Source organism: Haloplanus sp. GCM10025708 (genome assembly GCF_042663985.1).
Classification (GTDB): domain Archaea; phylum Halobacteriota; class Halobacteria; order Halobacteriales; family Haloferacaceae; genus Salinirarus; species Salinirarus marinus.
Map to the genome: position 1 here is coordinate 1,253,433 of NZ_JBHSZA010000011.1, position 18,417 is coordinate 1,271,849.

General features: G+C 67.0%; 17 protein-coding genes and 1 pseudogene. 12 read left to right on the forward strand and 6 right to left on the reverse strand.

Going from position 1 to position 18,417, the window contains the following annotated elements; genetic code table 11:
- Window positions 1-23 precede the first annotated feature (23 nt).
- A complete protein-coding gene (locus ACFQJD_RS10015; RefSeq protein ID WP_379797958.1) occupies window positions 24-173 on the reverse strand; it encodes a DUF7557 family protein in 150 nt (49 codons plus the stop codon).
- Between the two features lie 130 nt (window positions 174-303).
- Here ACFQJD_RS10015 and ACFQJD_RS10020 point away from each other — a divergent pair, with 130 nt between their 5' ends.
- Window positions 304-510, forward strand: a complete 207-nt coding sequence (locus tag ACFQJD_RS10020; RefSeq protein WP_379797960.1) for a hypothetical protein — start codon at window positions 304-306, stop codon at window positions 508-510.
- A 328-nt stretch (window positions 511-838) separates the two neighbouring features.
- Here ACFQJD_RS10020 and ACFQJD_RS10025 read toward each other — a convergent pair whose 3' ends face one another.
- Window positions 839-1,798, reverse strand: a complete 960-nt coding sequence (locus ACFQJD_RS10025; protein WP_379797962.1) for a hypothetical protein — start codon at window positions 1,796-1,798, stop codon at window positions 839-841.
- Window positions 1,799-1,883: 85 nt separating this feature from the next.
- On the opposite strand from ACFQJD_RS10025, the gene ACFQJD_RS10030 reads away from it, so the two are divergent.
- The 4 genes from ACFQJD_RS10030 (at window position 1,884) to ACFQJD_RS10045 (ending at window position 5,622) form a co-directional block, all read left to right on the forward strand.
- The gene (locus ACFQJD_RS10030) at window positions 1,884-3,185 is read left to right on the forward strand and encodes a geranylgeranylglyceryl/heptaprenylglyceryl phosphate synthase (RefSeq protein ID WP_379797964.1); all 1,302 of its coding nucleotides are present in this window, start codon (window positions 1,884-1,886) and stop codon (window positions 3,183-3,185) included.
- A 129-nt stretch (window positions 3,186-3,314) separates the two neighbouring features.
- On the forward strand, window positions 3,315-4,064 hold the full coding sequence (locus ACFQJD_RS10035) for a proteasome assembly chaperone family protein (RefSeq protein ID WP_379797966.1): 750 nt from the start codon (window positions 3,315-3,317) through the stop codon (window positions 4,062-4,064).
- 58 nt (window positions 4,065-4,122) lie between these two features.
- The gene (locus tag ACFQJD_RS10040) at window positions 4,123-4,761 is read left to right on the forward strand and encodes a metallophosphoesterase family protein (protein ID WP_379800471.1); all 639 of its coding nucleotides are present in this window, start codon (window positions 4,123-4,125) and stop codon (window positions 4,759-4,761) included.
- Window positions 4,762-4,830: 69 nt separating this feature from the next.
- A complete protein-coding gene (locus ACFQJD_RS10045) occupies window positions 4,831-5,622 on the forward strand; it encodes a succinylglutamate desuccinylase/aspartoacylase domain-containing protein (RefSeq protein ID WP_379797968.1) in 792 nt (263 codons plus the stop codon).
- 157 nt (window positions 5,623-5,779) lie between these two features.
- On the opposite strand, the pseudogene sucD reads toward ACFQJD_RS10045, so the two are convergent.
- The 4 genes and pseudogenes from sucD to eno all read right to left on the reverse strand — a co-directional run bounded on the left by sucD (window position 5,780) and on the right by eno (window position 10,801).
- Window positions 5,780-6,648, reverse strand: a pseudogene (sucD, locus tag ACFQJD_RS10050) (succinate--CoA ligase subunit alpha).
- Complete coding sequence (gene sucC, locus ACFQJD_RS10055) at window positions 6,645-7,790, reverse strand: ADP-forming succinate--CoA ligase subunit beta (RefSeq protein WP_379797970.1); 1,146 nt, start codon at window positions 7,788-7,790, stop codon at window positions 6,645-6,647. The pseudogene sucD and the gene sucC overlap by 4 nt, the downstream one beginning before the upstream one ends.
- A 363-nt stretch (window positions 7,791-8,153) precedes the next feature.
- Window positions 8,154-8,489 (reverse strand): MOFRL family protein, encoded by a 336-nt coding sequence (locus ACFQJD_RS10060; protein ID WP_379797972.1) that lies wholly within the window; start codon window positions 8,487-8,489, stop codon window positions 8,154-8,156.
- Between the two features lie 17 nt (window positions 8,490-8,506).
- Window positions 8,507-10,801 (reverse strand): phosphopyruvate hydratase, encoded by a 2,295-nt coding sequence (eno, locus tag ACFQJD_RS10065; RefSeq protein ID WP_379797974.1) that lies wholly within the window; start codon window positions 10,799-10,801, stop codon window positions 8,507-8,509.
- Window positions 10,802-11,510: 709 nt separating this feature from the next.
- Here eno and ACFQJD_RS10070 point away from each other — a divergent pair.
- From ACFQJD_RS10070 to ACFQJD_RS10100, 7 genes are all read left to right on the forward strand, one after another.
- On the forward strand, window positions 11,511-12,473 hold the full coding sequence (locus ACFQJD_RS10070; protein WP_379797976.1) for an NADPH:quinone reductase: 963 nt from the start codon (window positions 11,511-11,513) through the stop codon (window positions 12,471-12,473).
- Between the two features lie 65 nt (window positions 12,474-12,538).
- On the forward strand, window positions 12,539-12,781 hold the full coding sequence (locus ACFQJD_RS10075) for a hypothetical protein (RefSeq protein ID WP_379797978.1): 243 nt from the start codon (window positions 12,539-12,541) through the stop codon (window positions 12,779-12,781).
- Window positions 12,782-12,794: 13 nt separating this feature from the next.
- Window positions 12,795-13,496, forward strand: coding sequence for an SDR family oxidoreductase (locus tag ACFQJD_RS10080; protein ID WP_379797980.1), 702 nt, complete (start codon window positions 12,795-12,797; stop codon window positions 13,494-13,496).
- Window positions 13,497-13,618: 122 nt separating this feature from the next.
- Window positions 13,619-14,956, forward strand: a complete 1,338-nt coding sequence (locus ACFQJD_RS10085; RefSeq protein ID WP_379797982.1) for a sodium-dependent transporter — start codon at window positions 13,619-13,621, stop codon at window positions 14,954-14,956.
- Window positions 14,957-15,064: 108 nt separating this feature from the next.
- Entirely contained in the window at window positions 15,065-16,510 is a 1,446-nt protein-coding gene (locus ACFQJD_RS10090; RefSeq protein WP_379797984.1) for a sodium-dependent transporter, read from the forward strand.
- Window positions 16,511-16,591: 81 nt separating this feature from the next.
- Window positions 16,592-18,136, forward strand: a complete 1,545-nt coding sequence (locus ACFQJD_RS10095; RefSeq protein ID WP_379800473.1) for an acyl-CoA carboxylase subunit beta — start codon at window positions 16,592-16,594, stop codon at window positions 18,134-18,136.
- On the forward strand, window positions 18,133-18,396 hold the full coding sequence (locus ACFQJD_RS10100) for an acc operon protein (RefSeq protein WP_379797986.1): 264 nt from the start codon (window positions 18,133-18,135) through the stop codon (window positions 18,394-18,396). The genes ACFQJD_RS10095 and ACFQJD_RS10100 overlap by 4 nt, the downstream gene beginning before the upstream one ends.
- Window positions 18,397-18,417 lie beyond the last annotated feature (21 nt).

Consider the following 18,417-nt stretch of genomic DNA (forward strand, 5'->3'; position numbering starts at 1 on the left):
ACCGTCCGCGCGCGTCGTCCTCGTCAGTCCTCCGAGTAGCCTTCCTGTAGGAAGCGGCCCTCACTCTCGTACATTGAGACGAGCTCGGAGATGAGGTCCTCGTAGGTTTCGTCCGCTTCTCGATGGCTGTCGAGTCGGCGTACGAGTTCGTCGCTGAGTTCTATCTCGGGCATGGGAACCGGCGCAGTTGCGCCACCCAGTCGTTGGGCGACCACCGCCAAAAGCCATCGGGTCGCTCCGACGCCGAAATAACGATAACGATTAACAGTGAACGTCCCCTACGAGAGCGTGGAGGGGAGTGCCATGGGCGTGCTAGACAAAGTCAAGGACATGCTCGCTCCGGATACGGAGGAGACAGTGCTGTACGACTACCGGTGTACGGAGTGTGACACGACGTTCACGACGAGCGACGCGCCGTCCGACGCGGCCTGCGAGAGCTGCGGGACGGACGCGGTCGAAGAGGAAGGACGGATGTACGCCGGCGGCGCTGGCGCTGGCGGAGCCGGGTGATCACCCGTCGCTACCGGGGAGGATCGTCGGGTCACCGGAGCGGACGATGTACTCGATGGCGATCCCGTTGAGCGGCGACCCGGCTTCGGTAGCGTACGCCACCGCCAGCTCGAAGTACCGTTCGGAGATGTCGACGACGTTCTCGTAGGCCGTCCGGTCGTCCGGCGAGAGGACGTACTCGGCCGTGACGGGGTCAGCTGACCCTCCTCGTAGTCGTCGCGGTAGTCGTCGACGTCGTCGAGCCAGATCTGCGCCCCGACGATCGCCAGGACGACGGACTTCTCGAACGCCGTCGGGATGTCGAACCCCGCACCGCGGTACATGTCGATCATGCCGTCGTAGATGACGCCCACCCGGTCGTACTGGGTTTTGAGATACGGCACGTCGCGTTCCTCGTCGGTGAACGGGTGGTCGTCGCCGGGGAACGAGGCGTGCTTGTACGCCGACTCGATCTCGTCGCGAGCCCCGGCTCACCGGCGCGGGCGTCCCGGAGCGTCGCCCGGAACGCGTCGTCCTCGTCCTGGTGGGATTCGGAGATGTCGACCGCCCGGTCGTAGGCCGCACGCACCTCGTCGGGGTAGCGATCGAACAGGCGCTCCGTCTCGGCCCGGAGCGTCTCCTGGGCCACTTCGGCGACGCGCTGGATCGACGCCGCCCGCGACAGTTCGTCGTTCACTTCGAAGTCCTCGAACTCGGCGTCGTTGATGGCGTCGCGCATGTCGCCGTCGAGGAGGGCCTTCACGATGAGGTCCGTCACGCCCTCGGCGCGGTCGACGAACGCGACGGCCTCCCGGTTCGTCGCCGAGAGGTTCGGCGGCGGCGTCCGGTTGGCCGTGTCGCCGCCGAGCCCGAACAGCCGGCTCCGCGTCCCCGTCACCGGGTCGAAGCGTCCCGTCGCCCGCTCGGTCGCCTGTCGGTAGAGGTAGCCGAGCGTCAGCTCCGCCGGGAGCGTCAGTTTCGTCTCGTAGCGAAACGTCGCCGCCGCGACGTCGAACTCGGCTTCGAGAGCCGTCTCGACGGTTTCGTAGAGGTCCGCGAGGAGGCGATCCATCGTCTCGTCGACCCGGCGTTTGAGCAGGACGGCCTGGGAGTCGAACTCGCCAGTGGCGGCGTAGTAGCCCAGGACCGCCCGGAGCGACGTCGGGAGCGAGTCGCGCCGCGCGCCCCACTCCGCGAGTCGCCGCACGGGGCCGTCCCCCGTGCCGACCCCGACGTCGCTCATCGTCCCCCGGCCGCGGGGCGGGCCCGGAACGCGGGCCGCGAATCGCTCTGTGTCGTCATCTACCACTCGTTGACCGACCGACGGGCTTCAAATTTGTCATACTCGCCCTCCATTCGCGGGGGTTAAGACGACGGGACGGGAGGCTACGTCCATGTCGGGGACGACGCCGCGAGCGCTCGGCCGCGCCGTCGCGGCGGCCGAGACGGCCGTTCGAACGCTGCTGCGAGTCGACACGAACCCGGTGCCGCGGTGGCGACACGTCACCAAGGTCGACCCGGAGCTCGACAGACGCCTGCCGCTGCTCTACCCGCTCTACCTCCGCCACACGGACGCCGTGTCGGTCGGTGGGTCGAGCGACGTCACCGCCGCGAACACCGAGGCGACGTTCGGCGCGCTCGACTGGACGCCCGTCCCGGCCGTCCACGAACCGAGCGCCCCCGCACACGTCACCGAGACGACCCGGGACCGGGCCGCGTTCGTCGCCATTCCCGAGGTGGTGAACGGCACCGTCGAATCGCTCGTCGGGACCCTCGGACGCGGGATCGAACACGTCCGCGAGGAACTCGTCCCCGGCCTGCTGGATCGGAAACTCCCGTGGTGGACGCCGGCCGTCGTCCGCGAACGACTGGCCGAGTTCGCCACGACGTGGTTCCTCCGCGACGCCGTCTTCGAGGCCTACGTCATCCAGAACGCCGAGAGCGCCGCGGCGCGCGAAGCGGGGGTCACCGAGGCGGACCGCCTCGACCCGAGAGAGGCCAAGCGGCGCGCCATGGCTGCCGATCGGCGGCTGGGGAGCGAGATACTCTACCTCGAATACTCGGGGACGTTCGGCGGCGAGGAGGCGACGGCCGTCCTCGACGCCGTCAGCGACGCCGTCTCGTGGCCCCGCGTCTGGTACGGGGGCGGCCTCGACTCCGCCGCCCGCGTCGACGCCGTTCTCGACGCGGGCGCGGACGCCGTCGTCGTCGGCAACGCCTTCCACGACGTCGCCACGGAGGAACGGACGCTCTGTCGCCGCGCCGCCGACGCGCTCCCAACCGACGCCTCGCGCGATCGGATCCGTCGCTGGCTCGGGGGCGAGCGCGACGTCTCGGCGACGGCGGCCGCGCGCTACCTCTCGACGGTGCCCACGGTGACCGATCCGGCAGCGCGCGCCCGAGAGATACTCGTCGCGACCGTGGCGACGTGGCTCCGCGTGCTCCGCCTGCGCGAGTCGCTCCCCGCGGACGCCGACGCGGCGGCGGTGCGACGCGCTGTCGACGCCGAGCGACCCCTACCCGCGGACGCCGACCTGCGGCCGGTACTCGGCGACGACGCCGACGCGTTCGCGACGACGCTCACCGCGGCCGCCCTCGGGGCGTCCGTGGACGTCCCCGTCGACACGTCGATTCCGGCGGCGCACCTGAGCGTGGCCGGCGAACCGCGAAACGATCCGCCGGCGCGCTCCCGGTAGCGTCGGGCGACGCCCCGTCGCCGACGTCCGTTCCGTCGGTCGCCCGGGATCGAACGGTCGCGTCCCGATCGTCACTCGACGGGAAGGCGGGGATTCCTTAATGCCTGCGGGCGTACGTCCCTGTAGACCATGGCGCAGAACGACACTTGGTTCGAGCGACAGAGCGATCTCGCACTCGAGTCACCCACGCTAATCGAAGGCTTCCCGGGACTGGGGATGGTCGCGTCGATCGCCACCGACCAGATAACCAAGCAGTTGGGACTCGACAACTACGGCGTGGTTCGCTCGGAAGACCTCCCGCCGATCACGACGTTCGAGAACGGCCGCGTCCACGACCTGGTTCGCGTGAACGCAGGTGCCGAACCGACGGTCATGACGCTCCAGAGCGACCTCCCGGTTCCCCCGAACGCGTTCGATTCGCTCTCGCAGTGCATCCTCGACGACCTGACCGACGTGTTCGACCGGGCCGTCTTCCTCGCCGGCGTTCCCGCCGAGAACGAGGACCAGCGCGGCGACATCTCCGGCGTCGCGACGACGGAAGCGGTCGAATCCCAACTTCAGGACGCCGGCATCGAACTCGCCGACGGCCCCGGCTTGCTCGGCGGCGTCACCGGCGCGCTGGTCTCGGAGTGTTACCACGCCGACGTCCCCGCCGCCGTACTGGTCGTCCGGGCGACGCCGTATCTCCCGGACCCGGGCGCGGCCCGGACGCTCATCGAGGAAGCGCTCGAACCGCTGGTCCACTTCGACGTCGACACGAGCGAGCTGGTCGAACAGGCCGACCGCATCCGCCAGCAGAAACAGCAGATCGCCCAGCAGCTCAAACAGCAACAGCAGTCGCAGGGTCAGCAGCCGCCGTCGCCGAGCATGTACCAGTGAGTGCCGCCGGCCCCGCCGGATACCAGCTTTTCCGTCGGCGGGCCGCAGTCGGGATATGGTGCTGGTGCTGGGCGACGCCCACGGCTCGGACCGGGCCCACCGCCGGGCGTTGCGCGCCACCTACCGCGAATCCGACGCGGACGTCGCCCTCCAGGTCGGGGACCTCGAATGGTACGACCTGCCGACGTCGACGTGGTTCGTCGCCGGCAACAACGAAGACCAGGACGTCATCGAGGCGCTTCGACACGGCGAGTCGACGCCGGAAACGACGAACGCCCACCTCCTCGCCTCCGACGCCGTCGAACTCGCCGGCCTCCGGGTCGCCGGTCTCTCGGGAAACTACTCGCCTACACGGTACGACTGCGACCGGGCGGACCTCTCGGGCGGCCGTCGCCGCCACTTCACCCACGAGGACGTCGAGCGCGCGCTCGACCTCTCGGGGGTGGATGTCTTTCTCACCCACGAAGCGCCCCACGGCCTCCTGGTCAGCGAGGACTACGACGTCGGCTGTACGCACGTCGACCGCATCCTCGAAGAACTCACGCCGGACCTCTGTCTCGTCGGCCACCACCACGAACACGCCGAGAGCACCTTCGGCGAGACGCACGTCGTCTGTCTCGCTCCCGTCTGGGAGGCGTACTACACGCTTGATCCCGAGACGCTGTCGCTGACGCGCCACCCGCCGGCCGAGGCGTGATCCGACGGCTCGGTGACGACGGCGGTCCGTCGCGACAGGTTTTCGGGCCTCCCACCCGGAGAGTCGTCCATGCAGGTCGAAACGGTCGGGACGGGCACGCCGGACGTCGCCGTCGTCGGTGCACTCCACGGGGACGAACCCTGCGGCGCACGTGCGATACAGCGCTTTCTCGCCGACGACCACGACGTCCGTCGACCGGCGAAACTGATCATCGCGAACGAGCGAGCGCTCCGCAAGGACGTCCGCTACGTCGAGACGGATCTCAATCGGGCGATTCCGGGCGACCCCGAGAGCACGCTCTACGAGGAGCGACTCGCCCACGAACTCATGCAGGAAATCGAGGGCTGTACCGCCCTGGGCATCCACTCGACCGTGTCGTACCCGGAGGCGTTCGCCAACGTCGCGAACGCGACGGCGAACGACCACGAACTGGTCTCGCGGCTCCCCGTCTCGAAAGTCGTCGACTTCTCCGCCGTCGCCGACGGGCGGTGCGTGGAACTCCCGGGGTTCGTCGACGTCGAGGCCGGCCTCCAACGCACCGAACAGGCCGCCGAGAACGCCTACGACTGCATCGTCCGCTTCCTCCGGGCGCTGGACGTCCTCCCGGGGACCGCTCCCTCGACCAGCACCGCGCGGTACGAGGTGTTCGAGGCCGTCGAGAAGGAGCGCGGCCGGCCGTATCGCTTCCACGGCGAGAACTTCGAGCGCATCCCCGAGGGAGAGGTGTTCGCCGAGTCGGGCGACCGGGAGTTGCGCGCCGACCGGGAGTTCTGGCCCGTGTTGATGTCCGACGACGGCCACTCGACGCTGCTGGGCTACAAGTCGACGCGCACCGGCCCGCTCGACGCCGCAGAGCCGTAACGGTCTGCCCCGAGAACGAACCCGACGCGACAACGCCTTCGCGGCCGACCGATCGCGCTCGGCGACGTAGATGTCGTACGAGCGCCGGTGGCGTCCACAACGGCAGTCCGTCAGCGATTCGAACGCCCGGCGGTCCGCGTTCGGGTCTCCGCCGCCGTCACAGATACTCCTCGACGTAGTCGGTGACTTGCTCGGGCGTGTCGCCCACGGGGACGCCGGCGTCGTTGAGCGCGTCGATCTTCGATTCGGCGGTGCCGGTGCCGGATCCGGAGACGATAGCGCCGGCGTGGCCCATGCGCTTGCCCGGGGGAGCCGTCCGCCCCGCGATGAACCCGGCGACGGGCGTATCCATGTACTGCGCGATGTAGTTCGCCGCTTCCTCCTCGTCTTCGCCTCCGATTTCGCCGCACATGACGATGGCCTCCGTCTCCTCGTCAGCCTCGAACAGTTCGAGGGCGTCGACGAACGTCGTGCCGATGATGGGGTCGCCGCCGATGCCGATGGCCGTCGTCTGTCCGATGCCGCGACTGGTGAGGTTGTCGACCACCTGGTAGGTGAGCGTGCCGGACCGAGAGACGAGGCCGACGTTCCCCGACGAGAAGATGTTGCCGGGGAGGATACCGAGTTTGGCCTCGCCGGGGGTGATGATTCCGGGGCAGTTCGGCCCGATGAGGCGGGTGTCCACCTCGCTGAGGCGCTTTTTCACCTTCGCCATGTCCTGCGTGGGGACGCCCTCGGTGATGGCCACCACGAGGTCGATCGGGGAGTCGAGCGCCTCGAACATGGCGTCGGCCGCGAACGCCGGCGGGACGAAGACGACGGAGGCGTCCGCGTCCTCTCTCCGGGCCGCTTCGTGGACGGTGTCGTAGACGGGGACGCCGTGGACCTCCTGGCCACCTTTGCCGGGCACCGCGCCGGCGACGACGTTCGTCCCGTACTCGATCATCTGTTCAGCGTGGAAGCCCCCTCGCCGCCGGTGATTCCCTGCACGACGACGCGGGTGTCGTCGCCGACCAGAACGCTCATGTTGCCACCTCCTCGGCGCGGGCGACCGCACGCTGCACCGCGTCTTCGAGCGTCGATTCGACCTCCACGAGGTCCGTGTTCAGGATCTCCATGCCTTCTCCTGCGTTGGTCCCGGCGAGTCGGACGACGACCGGTTTCGGAATCTCGTCGAACTGTTCGAGCGCCTCGTTGATGCCTTTCGCCACCTCGTCGCCGCGGGTGATGCCGCCGAAGATGTTGAAGACGACGGCGTCGACGTTCTCGTCCGAGAACACCATATCGAGGGCGTTGGTCACGCGCTCGGCCTTCGCGCCGCCGCCGATGTCGAGGAAGTTCGCGGGCGACCCGCCGTAGTAATCCACGAGGTCCAGCGTCGTCATCACGAGGCCGGCCCCGTTACCGATGATGCCGACGTTGCCCGAGAGGCGCACGTAATCGAAGCCGTACTCGCCCGCCTTGCGTTCGAGTTCGTCCTCGTAGGTCTCCTCGCGGAGTTCGGTGAGGTCGGGGTGCCGGAAGAGGGCGTCGTCGTCGACGTTCATCACGGCGTCGGCGGCGACGATCTCGCCCTCGGCCGTCACCATCAGGGGGTTGATTTCGACGTCGCTGGCGTCTTTTTCCTCCCACAGGTCGTACAGCGTCGTCAGCACGGAGGCGACGTCGCCCGCCACGTCGCGGTCGATGCCCGCGTCGTAGACGGCCTTGCGCGCCTGGTAGGGGTGCATCCCGAACGCCGGGTCGACGTGTTCGCGAGCGATGGCGTCGGGATCTCGCTCCGCGACCGCTTCGATGTCGACGCCGCCTTGCTCGGACACCATCGCGACGGGTTCGCCCTCGCCGCGGTCCATCGTCACGCCGACGTAGAGTTCGTCGACGAAGTCCACGCCCGCCTCGACGAGGACCTTGTCGACGGTGAAGCCCTTGAGGTCCATCCCGAGGATGTCGTCGGCGTACTCGCGGGCCTCCTCCTCGTCGGTCGCGATCTTGATGCCGCCGGCCTTGCCGCGGCCGCCGACGTGGACCTGTGCCTTGATGGCTGCCGGGAAGCCGACTTCCTCGACTGCGTCGAGCACTTCGTCGACGGTCGTCGCCAGGCGGGATTCCGGCACGGGAATCCCGGCGTCGGCGAAGACGTCCTTGGCCTGGTACTCGTGGAGTTTCATTTGTTGCTGTCCAGTATTTCGTCAGGAACCCGAGTTAGTAGTACCGGAACTGACCGGGATCGGATACGAGACGGAGGCGAACTGGAAAGTACTCGGCGAGTACGTGGATGCGTCGATGGCCATTCACTTTGCCCGAATGATATTTTGCGGAGAATATCAGTGAAATTTTATACCCTATTCATGTCGAAATATTTATATGCAATATATTCTTCTTTTCGGATCGAAACGAGAGTCGAAAACGCTCGGAGGGTCGGTGCCACGTCCCGAAAGGTAGTGAGAGGGCGGTCAAAATGTCTCCCGCATCCATCGCTTTCGCGCTCGTGAAGCGTTTCTTCGAGCGCGCGAGAACGTCCCCGAGTTCCGCTACTCCACGATGAGGAGTCGGAGGTCCATCACGTTCGTTCCGGTTGCGCCGGTGTACACCGCGTCGCTCAGGGACTCTAAGGCGGGTGAGGTATCGTGACGAGCGAGGTGATCGAAGAGGTCGACGTTCTGCTCGCGGGCGCGACCCGCCGTCCGATCGTCTACGAGGCCACCGGCAATGTCCGTCGGTCCGTCCGTTCCGTCCGTCCCAATCGCGAGCAACCCGACGTCGGTTATTCGGTCGATTTCTGTTGCAACTCGGACGGCGAGTTCCTGGTTCGGTCCGCCACGTCCTCCGTCGTCGTCGAGACTCACTGTCGTCTCTCCACCCGACACGAGTATGCACGGGGTCTCTATCGGCCGGTCGGACCGGCTGATCTCTTTTCCGATGGACGCGAGGACGATGCCGACGTCCTGGCTCTCGCCTTCGATGACACTGGATAGGATCGTCGAATTGTATCCCAGTTCGCGCGCTTTCCCACAGGCCGCTTCACAGACGTCGGTCGCATCCGCGAGCACGACAGTCCGTCCCGTCTCCTGGCGGATTTCGGACGGCGTCTCCGGTATTTCCCCGTTCGCTCCTCTTCGGAGATGGGTTCGAATCGATCGGGGGTCTCTTCCCACAGGTCGTGCCGTCGCAGCACGCGTATCGCGTCGTGGTACGTGGTTTCGTCGGGTGCCGTCGGTCCCCAGGGTTCGCCGGCGACCTCGTCGACGAGTACCAGCGTTATCGGAGTCGCCGGCTCGATACTTTCACGGAGTTGCCCGCCTTTGATGTCGGAGACGTGTTTCCGGACGGCGTTCACCTCGTCGATTCTCACACCGGCGTTGAGGAGGAGTCGAGTGAGAGTCGCCAACTCGTCGACGGTAACCCCTTCGGGTGGGCTCACGAGTTGGGCGGAGGCACCTCCGGTGATACACGCGAATACGACGTCATTTTCGCCAGCCTCGTCGGCGAGCGCCGTGACTTTCCTCGCGGCGTCGCTCCCCGTCTCGTCAGGAATCGGATGACTCGCTTCGAGCACTTCGACGCCACTAACGTCGCGTTTCTGCCCGTGTTTTTCGACGACTATCCCCGCCGTCAGATCGTCTCCCAGTATTCGCTGGAGCGTCTCGGCGGCGGCACTGGATCCCTTTCCAGCGGCGATAACGTAGACGTCGTCGACAGCGTCCAGATCGTATTCGACCCCGTCCACGGAGAGCGTCCCGTCGACCGAGCTAACGGCGTTCTCGACGGAGACGGACGGATGCACGCGACGGAGTGCGTACTCACAGACGGTCAGCAGCGGTTCTCTGATGGATTCGTTGCCGTGGTCGGTCAGCCGAGTTTCGTTTTCGAACATGAGAATCCCTCGACTACGCGAAGACCGACGCGAGATTCTTCGGATAGGCGGCGGCATCTGCTCGCGTTCGATCGCAAAGAGCCGATTGTACTGCTCCGTCCTCTCGCTCCGGGTGACGCCAGTTTTTATCTGTCCCGCGTTCAATCCGAATGCAAGGTCGGCGAGCCAAGTATCGGCCGTCTGCCCCGACCGCTCCGAGACCTGTACCGCGTAGCCGTTTCGATGAGCGATCGAAGCGGCGTCGATGGCTTCGCTCACGGTACCCACCTGATTCACCTTCAGCAACAACGCGTTGGCGGCACCGTCGTCGATACCTTCTCGCAGGCGGGACGGGTTCGAGACGAACAGGTCGTCGCCGATAATCTGGACGTCCAGTTCCTCCGTCAACGCCCGGAAGCCGCCGAAATCCTCCTCGTGTAAGGGGTCTTCCAACGACGCGATCGGATACGTCGAAGTGAGTTCGTCGTAAAAGTCGATCAGTTCTCCCCGAGAGAACCGTTCTCCCATCAAAGAGTACGTCTCCTCGGTCGGGTCGTAGAAATGGCTCGCCGCTACGTCGGCCGCCAATACGAACTCGTCTTCGTATCCGAGCTCTTCGATAGCTCTCAGTTCGATCTCGAACGCGTCCCGGGGATCGGACATCTCCGTCGGCGTATATCCGCCTTCGTAGCCGACGTTTAGTGCGGATTCTCCGTACTCCTCTTTCAGGAGACGCCCGAGTTCGTAATACACCTCTGCGCTCGTTCGTACGGCTTCGGCGAACGAATCCACGCCGACCGGGACGACCTGGTGTTCCTGGAACGCCAGATTGCCCGCCGCGAGCTCTCCGCCCTCGATGAGATCGAAAAACGGAATCGGAAGCGCGTGGGCGTTGACGCCGCCGATATACTGATAGAGGGGGACGTTTCGACTCGCGGCAGCGGCCTTGAGGACGCCCAGAGACACCCCCGTGAGCGCGTTTCCGCCCAATCTCGATTTGTCCTCCGTGCCGTCCAACGAGCGTAACTCCTCGTCGATCGTCCGCTGGTGTAGCGCGTTCTGCCCGACGAGGGCCGGAGCGATGGTGTCGTTGACGTTACTCACGGCGTCTCTCACGCCGAGACCAGCGTACCGTTCCCCGCCGTCTCTGAGATCGACCGCCTCGTTTTCCCCGCGTGAGCGTCCACACGGGACGTCCGCTCGGCCGGTGCCCGACTCCGTTTCGACCGTTACTCGTAACGTCGGCTCTGCCGACAGTCGACGATTTCCTCCGCGCTGATGCCCGTAATCTTGGCCATCCCGTCTCGACATGTATCGAATCAGCATTTATATTTTCCCCTGCCCTGCTGCAATCACGCCGCCGTCGGCCGTTTCCACGCCGCCGCAGATCGGTTCGAGAGGTGAAGCGTGAATCCAGCAGTAGAATAACCGACCTGCTTCGTCGGGAACTGCAGTTCGCATCCGCGAACGAGGGGCGTCGTTCGAAAGCGAGGACGCGACGACATCTCTTGTATGTGTTACTACCGATACATACTTTCAATATATCGCATCCACATTTGATATGTCGATAGCAGCGTTCTCCGATCTCAATAGGTTCCGCGACGCCGAGCAACGTCCAGACGTCGTTTCCCCCGCGCTACGCGGCGTGAAATCGCCCTCTTGTCGCCGGCAAGTAGTTTCGTTCACGGCGCTGAGCGGAATCGACCGCGCTGTCGTCGAGGTCCGCTCTCCACGACTGCTACCGCCGTCCCCGACGGGGTGAGTTCCGGTTTTGAGATGTTGAATCCGCAGATGTGCGGCAGAAGCCGCCGGTAGACGATCGTCCGCCCGGGACGATCACGTCCAGCACGGCTTCAGGACGTCGCTGGATTCGGAGCGACGTCACAAAATATAGTATAATAAATAGAACTACCGAATAGCTGTTTTTCTGGTGATTCTATCCGTGCGAGCGAGAGCCGTCGGTTCGTGGGAGACGACGTCGTCTTACTCGCTTCTGACCGACCACTTTTATCGGCGGCTCCCGCGTACGTCCGCTATGCGCGCAGTCCGACATCACGAACACGGCGGTCCGGAGGTCCTGCGAGTAGAAGACGTCGACAGGCCGGAGGCGGCGGAACACGAGGTCGTGGTCGAAGTCCACAGCGCGGGCGTCAACCCCGTGGACACGTACTTCCGCGACGGGTCGTACACCCCGTTCACGCTCCCGATGATTCCCGGCGTCGACGTGGCCGGCGACGTCGTCGAAGTCGGCGAGGCCGTCGACGACTACGACGTGGGCGACCGGGTGTACGGCACGGGGCTCGGCCGCGACCACTACGGCGCGTACGCGGAGTACGTCGCCGTCCCCACGGACCGCCTCGCTCACCTCCCCGAGAGCGTCGACCTCGTCGCCGCGGGCGGAGCGGGCGTCGCCGCCGTCACGGCCTGGCGCGCGCTCGTCGACCACGCCGACCTCGAACCGAGCGACCGCGTTCTGATTCACGGCGGGAGCGGGGGCGTCGGTCACGCCGCCGTCCAGCTCGCCGCCGCGACGGGCGCACACGTCGTCACGACGGCCGCTCCGGCGTACCACGACCGTCTGTCGGGGCTGGGTGCCGACGCCGTCCTCGACTACGGGCGCGACGACCTCGAAGACGCCGTCACGGACGCCAGCGACGGCGGCGTCGACGTCGTCCTCGATCACCGCCTCGACGACTACTTCCAGTTCGACGCCGACGTGGCCGCCCCGCGCGCCCGCGTCGTCGGCATTGGCGAGAACGACCCCCACGTCGCCCTCACCAACGACGGCGTCGCCCGCGGCAAGGACCTCGCCGTCCAGTTCATGAGCATGTTCAACACTCCCGATCTGTCGGTGCCCCTCCGGAAACTCGCGTACCTGCTCGGCGAGAGCGACGTCGAGATCGAAGTCGCCGACACCTACGGCCTCGACGAGGCGGTCGACGCCCAGCGCGACGTGATGAACGAGAGCTTCCTCGGTAAACTCGTCATCACGCCCTGAGCCGGGAGCCTCGGATCGCGGCCAACTCCGGCCGGCGATTTCACGACTCCCGCGCGTACGACGACGTGACCCCTGCTCGCCGCCGTCGCATCGACGCACTCCCCGTCCCCTGTTCGACGCTTCTCGGGGTCGTCCTCAGCCTGTTTTTCAGCCAGCGGGCCGGCCCGCCGTTTCTCCTGTTCGCGCTCGTTCCGTTCGCTGTCGTCGCGCGCTCCGGTGCGCCGAACGCGGGCCGCCCGTCACTGACACCGAACGGGAGCGCGACGCCGAGGGAACGCTACGGGACGACGTTTATTGGCACTCGGTGACGTACACCAGTCCATGTCGGTCAGCTTCGACTTCTCGGATCGCGTCGCACTGGTCACCGGTGGGAGCGGCGTCCTCGGCAGCGCCGTCGTCGAAACGTTCGCCGACGCGAACGCGACCGTCGCCGCGACGGACGTCGTCCTGCCAGCCGATTCGCCACACCTCGACTCGTCCGTCCCCTTCTACGAGGGCGACTTCACCGACGAAGCCGACGCCGAACGCGTCGTCGAGGAGGTAGTCGCCGACCACGGTCGCCTCGACTTCCTGGTGAACGTCGCGGGGACGTGGCGCGGCGGAGCCCCGCTCGACGAGACCGACGTCGAGACGTTCGATCTGCTGTTCGACGTGAACCTCAAGACGATGTTCCTGGCGTCGAAACACGCTCTCCCGCACCTCCGCGAGACGGCGGGGAGCGTCGTCTCCGTCTCCGCCCGGTCGTCGCTCGAAGGCGGCGCGGGCGACGGCCCGTATCGCGCCGCCAAGGCCGGCGTACGGCTCCTGACCGAAACCATCGCCGAGGAGAACCTCGGGACGGTGCGAGCCAACGCCGTGATGCCGAGCGTCATCGACACGCCGGCGAACCGCGAGATGATGCCCGACGCCGACCACTCGTCGTGGGTCGACCCGGCGGACATCGCCCGCGTCGTCGCCTTCCTCTGTTCGGACGCGGCCGGGGTGACGAGCGGTGCCGCCGTCCCCGTCTACGGCGAGGCCTGAACGGCGGTTAGGGGGCCGTTTTTAGCCGTTTCGGGCGACGCCCCACACAGTGAGTCGTCCATGGATATCACGGCTGCTCGTACCGCAAGTCTCACTTTCGAGGTCCCGATAGGGCGAATACGATGACCGAACGAGAGACGTGGGCGTCACGAGTCGGCTTCATCCTCGCGGCCGTCGGCAGCGCCGTCGGCCTCGGTAACATCTGGCAGTTCCCGTTCCAGACCGGACAGAACGGCGGCGCGGCGTTCATCGTCGTCTACCTGCTGGCAGTGTTGCTCATCGGCTTCCCCGCGATGCTGGTCGAGTTCGTCGTCGGTCGTCGGGCGGAACGAAACCCCATCGACGCGTTCGAACGCCTCGGCCACGGCGACTGGAAGGTCGTCGGCATCATCGGCACGGCGACGGCGTTCTGGATCCTCGCGTTCTACAGCGTCGTCGGCGGCTGGGTCATCCGGTACATCGCCGGCAGCGCCACGGGCGCGTACTTCGGCCGGGCCGAGGCGTACTTCAACGCCGTCGCCGCCGGACCCGAAGCAGTCGTCCTCCACGCCGCCTTCATGGCGGTGACCGTCGGCATCGTCGCCCTCGGCGTCGCCGGCGGGATCGAGCGCGCGACCAAATTCATGGTGCCGAGCATCGTCGTCCTCCTGCTCGGCCTCGGCGTCTGGGCGGGGACGCTCGAGGGCGCGGCCGCGGGCTACGACTACTACCTCTCGCCCGACGTCGACGCGCTCGTCTCGAACATCGGCACCATCCTCCCCGCCGCCGTCGGTCAAGCCTTCTTCACCCTCTCGCTCGGGATGGGGGCGATGGTCACCTACGCTTCCTACCTCGGCGAGGACGACAGCCTGCCGGCCGACGGGGCGACGATCGTCGTCCTCAACACCCTCGTCGGCCTCCTCGCGGGCTTCGTCGTCTTCCCCATCCTCTTCGCCCTCGGCGTCGAACCCGGATCCGGTGGACTGGGTGCGGCCTTCATCACCCTCGCGGGCGCGTTCGCGCAGTTGCCGGCCGGCCGCGTGCTCGGCGTCGTCTTCTTCGTCGTCTTGCTCCTGGCGGCGCTGTCGAGCGCGATTTCCCTCCTCGAAGTCGTCACGTCGTATCTCGTCGACAACACGCGTTTCTCGCGTCCGAAACTCGCCGTCGGTCTGGGGACGGGCATCTTCCTGCTCGGCCTCCCCAGCGCCTTCGGCCTCTCGACGCTCGGCTGGTACAACTCCGTCGCGTACAACCTCCTGCTCCCCCTCTCGGTCCTCCTCCTCCTGCTGTTCGTCGGCTGGGTCGACACGTACGACGCCGTCGACGAACTCCGCCGCGGGACCGACATCGGGAGCACGTTCGGCCTCGCCTGGCTCTGGGTCGTCCGTACCGTCGTCCCGCTCGCCGTGCTGGTGACGCTCCTGCTCGGCATCCAGACGCTCGCGGTGAACGCCGGTCTGCTGGCGAGTCCGATCGTCTAACGCGGAGCCCGTCCGCGGACGTCGGAGTTTCCCTACCGACCGTTATGCTCCGTAGCTGACGCCTCGAGACTCGAAACCCACTTTAGCGCCGTTCCCCAGTCTCGGGCAATGGCACGTGAGACGTGGGCGACCCGCGTCGGCTTCATCCTCGCGGCCGTCGGCAGCGCGGTCGGGCTCGGCAACATCTGGCGCTTCCCCTGGATGACGGCGGAGAACGGCGGCGGTGCCTTCCTCGTCGTCTACCTGCTCGTCGTGTTGGCCGTCGGCGTCCCGGGGCTTCTCGGCGAGTTCGTCATCGGACGACGGGCCAAGCGAAACCCCGCCGGCGCGCTCCGCTCGCTCTCGGGGTCGAAGCGGTGGGGCTACGTCGGCGCGCTCTCCGTCGTCACCGCCGTCGCCCTCCTCTCTTTCTACAGCGTCGTCGGCGGGTGGATCCTCCGCTACTTCGCCGTCAGCGTCGCCGGACTCCTCGGGAGCGCGCCCTACTTCGACGCGCCGGGTGCGTACTCCCGCGCGCCCTACTTCGACGCGCCGGGTGCGTACTTCGACGCCGTCGCGTACGGCCCCGAAGCCGCCGCCTTCCACCTGGTCTTTCTGCTCTCGACGGCCGCCCTCGTCGGCGGCGGCGTCCGCCGCGGCATCGAACTCGGGACGAAGGTGATGATGCCCGCCGTCGTCGCGCTCCTCGTCGGTCTCGCGGCGTGGGCCGGAACCCAGCCGAACGCCGCCGCCGGCTACGAGTTCTTCCTCTCGTTCGACCTGGCGACGCTCCGATCGAACTTCTTTGCCGTCCTCGCGCCCGCCGCCGGGCAGGCGCTGTTCACCCTCTCGCTCGGGGCGGGGACGATGGTCACCTACGCCTCCTATCTCGGCGAGGACCGTTCGCTCGCCTTCGACGGCACCGTCATCGCGGTCTGTAACACCGCCGTCGGCGTCCTCGCGGGACTGGTCGTCTTTCCCCTCCTGTTCTCGCAGGGCATCGACCCCGGCACCGGCGGTCCGGGCGCGTTGTTCGTCGGCATCGCCGGCGCGTTCGCCCGCCTGCCCGGCGGCGGGATGCTGGCCGTCGTCTTCTTCGGCGTCGTCGCGCTCGCGGCCCTTTCGAGTTCCATCAGCATGCTGGAGATCCCCGTCGCCTTCCTCGTCGACGAGTTCGGCCTCTCGCGCCGGTCCGCCGTGACCGGTCTGGTCGGCGTGGTCGCCCTGACGGGCACCGTGACCGCGCTCGTGCCACCCGCCTTCGACGTCGTCGCCGGCATCCTCGTCGACCTGCTTCTCACCGCCGGACTGACCGCGTTTCTCCTGTTCACCGGGTGGGTGCTGGGCCGCGAGGCGCTCGTCGAGTACCGGGCGGGGGCCGGCGGCCTGGCGAACGCCCTCGGGACGCCGTGGCTGCTCGCCGTCGGCGTTCTCATCCCCACGTTCCTCGTTTTTACCCTGCTCACGACCGTCGGCGTCGACGCCCGCGTCGGCTTCTGGCCCACCGCCGGCGTCGCCGTCGTCCTCGCGGCGATCGCTTTCCTCGGCCTCCGTCGCCCCGAGTCGGTCGTGTGAGCCGTTCCCGGCCGCCGTTGCGGAATCCTTTTGATTCGCGTCGTGCGTGTTCTCGGTTATGAGTAGTGGTCAGGTATGACGATGGAAGACCGCATCGAGGAACTCGAGCGGAAGCGCGAACGCGCGCTGAAAGGCGGCGGGGAGGAGCGCATCGAGGCCCAGCACGACCGCGGGAAGATGACCGCGCGAGAGCGCGTCGACTACTTCCTCGACGACGACACGTTCAACGAGTTCGACCAGTTCCGAACCCACCGCACACACAAGTTCGGGATGGAGGAGAAGCAACTGCCCGGCGACGGCGTCGTCACGGGGTACGGCGAAGTCAACGGACGGACGGTGTTCGTCTTCGCCCACGACTTCACCGTCTTCGGCGGATCGCTCGGCGAAGTGATGGCCGAGAAGGTCTGTAAGGTGATGGACAAGGCGATGGAAGTCGGCGCGCCCGTCGTCGGCCTCAACGACTCCGCCGGCGCGCGGATCCAAGAGGGCGTCCAGAGCCTCGCCGGCTACGCCGAGATCTTCCGGCGAAACACGGAAGCCAGCGGCGTCGTCCCGCAGATCTCCTCCATCATGGGTCCCTGTGCGGGCGGCGCGGTCTACTCGCCGGCGATCACCGACTTCACCTTCATGGTGAAAGACACCAGCCACATGTTCATCACCGGCCCGGACGTCGTCGAGACGGTCACCGGGGAGGAGGTCTCCTTCGAGGAACTCGGCGGCGCGCTCACCCACAGCGGGACCAGCGGCGTCGCCCACTTCGCCACCGACACCGAAGAGGAAGCCCTCGACAAGATCGCCCGCCTCCTCTCGTATCTCCCGCAGAACAACGTCGAGGACCCGCCGCGCGTCGATCCCTGGGACGACCCGGAACGCGCCGACGAGGACCTCAACACCGTCGTCCCCGACGAACCACAGAAACCCTACGACATGACGAACGTCATCGAGGGCGTCGTCGACGAGGGCTCCTTTTTCGAGGTGCACGAGAACTTCGCGAAGAACGTCGTCGTCGGCTTCTCCCGCCTCGACGGCCGCTCGGTCGGCGTCGTCGCCAACCAGCCCAGGGTCAACGCCGGCACCCTCGACATCGAGGCCTCCCAGAAGGCCTCGCGGTTCGTCCGCTTCTGTGACGCCTTCAACGTCCCCATCCTCACCTTCGTCGACGTGCCGGGGTTCATGCCCGGCACCGACCAGGAACACGGCGGCATCATCCGCCACGGGGCGAAACTCCTGTACGCCTTCTCCGAGGCCACCGTTCCCCTCCTGACGGTCATCACGCGCAAGGCCTACGGCGGGGCCTACTGCGTCATGTCGTCGAAACATCTCGGCGCGGACGTCAACTACGCGTGGCCGACGGCCGAGATCGCCGTCATGGGTCCCCAGGGTGCCGTCAACATCCTCTACAGCGACGAACTCGACGCCGCCGACGACACCGAGGCCCGACGGGACGAACTCATCGAGGAGTACCGCGAGGAGTTCGCCAACCCCTACACGGCGGCCGACTACGGCTACGTCGACGACGTCATCCGGCCGCCGGAGACGCGCGAGCGACTCGTCGAGGACCTCGAGATGCTCGAGAGCAAGCGCAAGGAGTACCCCGAGAAGAAACACGGGAACATCCCGATATGAGCCTCCTCGACGCACTCGACGTACCGGACGACGCCGACGACGCGGAGGCGGCCGCCATCGCTGCCGCCGTGGGTGCACACCTGCGCGACCGACGGGCCGCCGCTGTCGCCGCCGAAGGGGCGGATGAGGGGGAGACGTGGGACGGCGAGCGGTGGTCCTTCGCCGGTCGGATGGAGTCGTTACAGGGTCGGTCTATCCGCATCCCGGAGGGTGCGCCGACGGACGCGTGGGCGGCGGCCGGGCGGACGGATCGGTTTTAGCTCGCGTTACGCCCTCGTCGG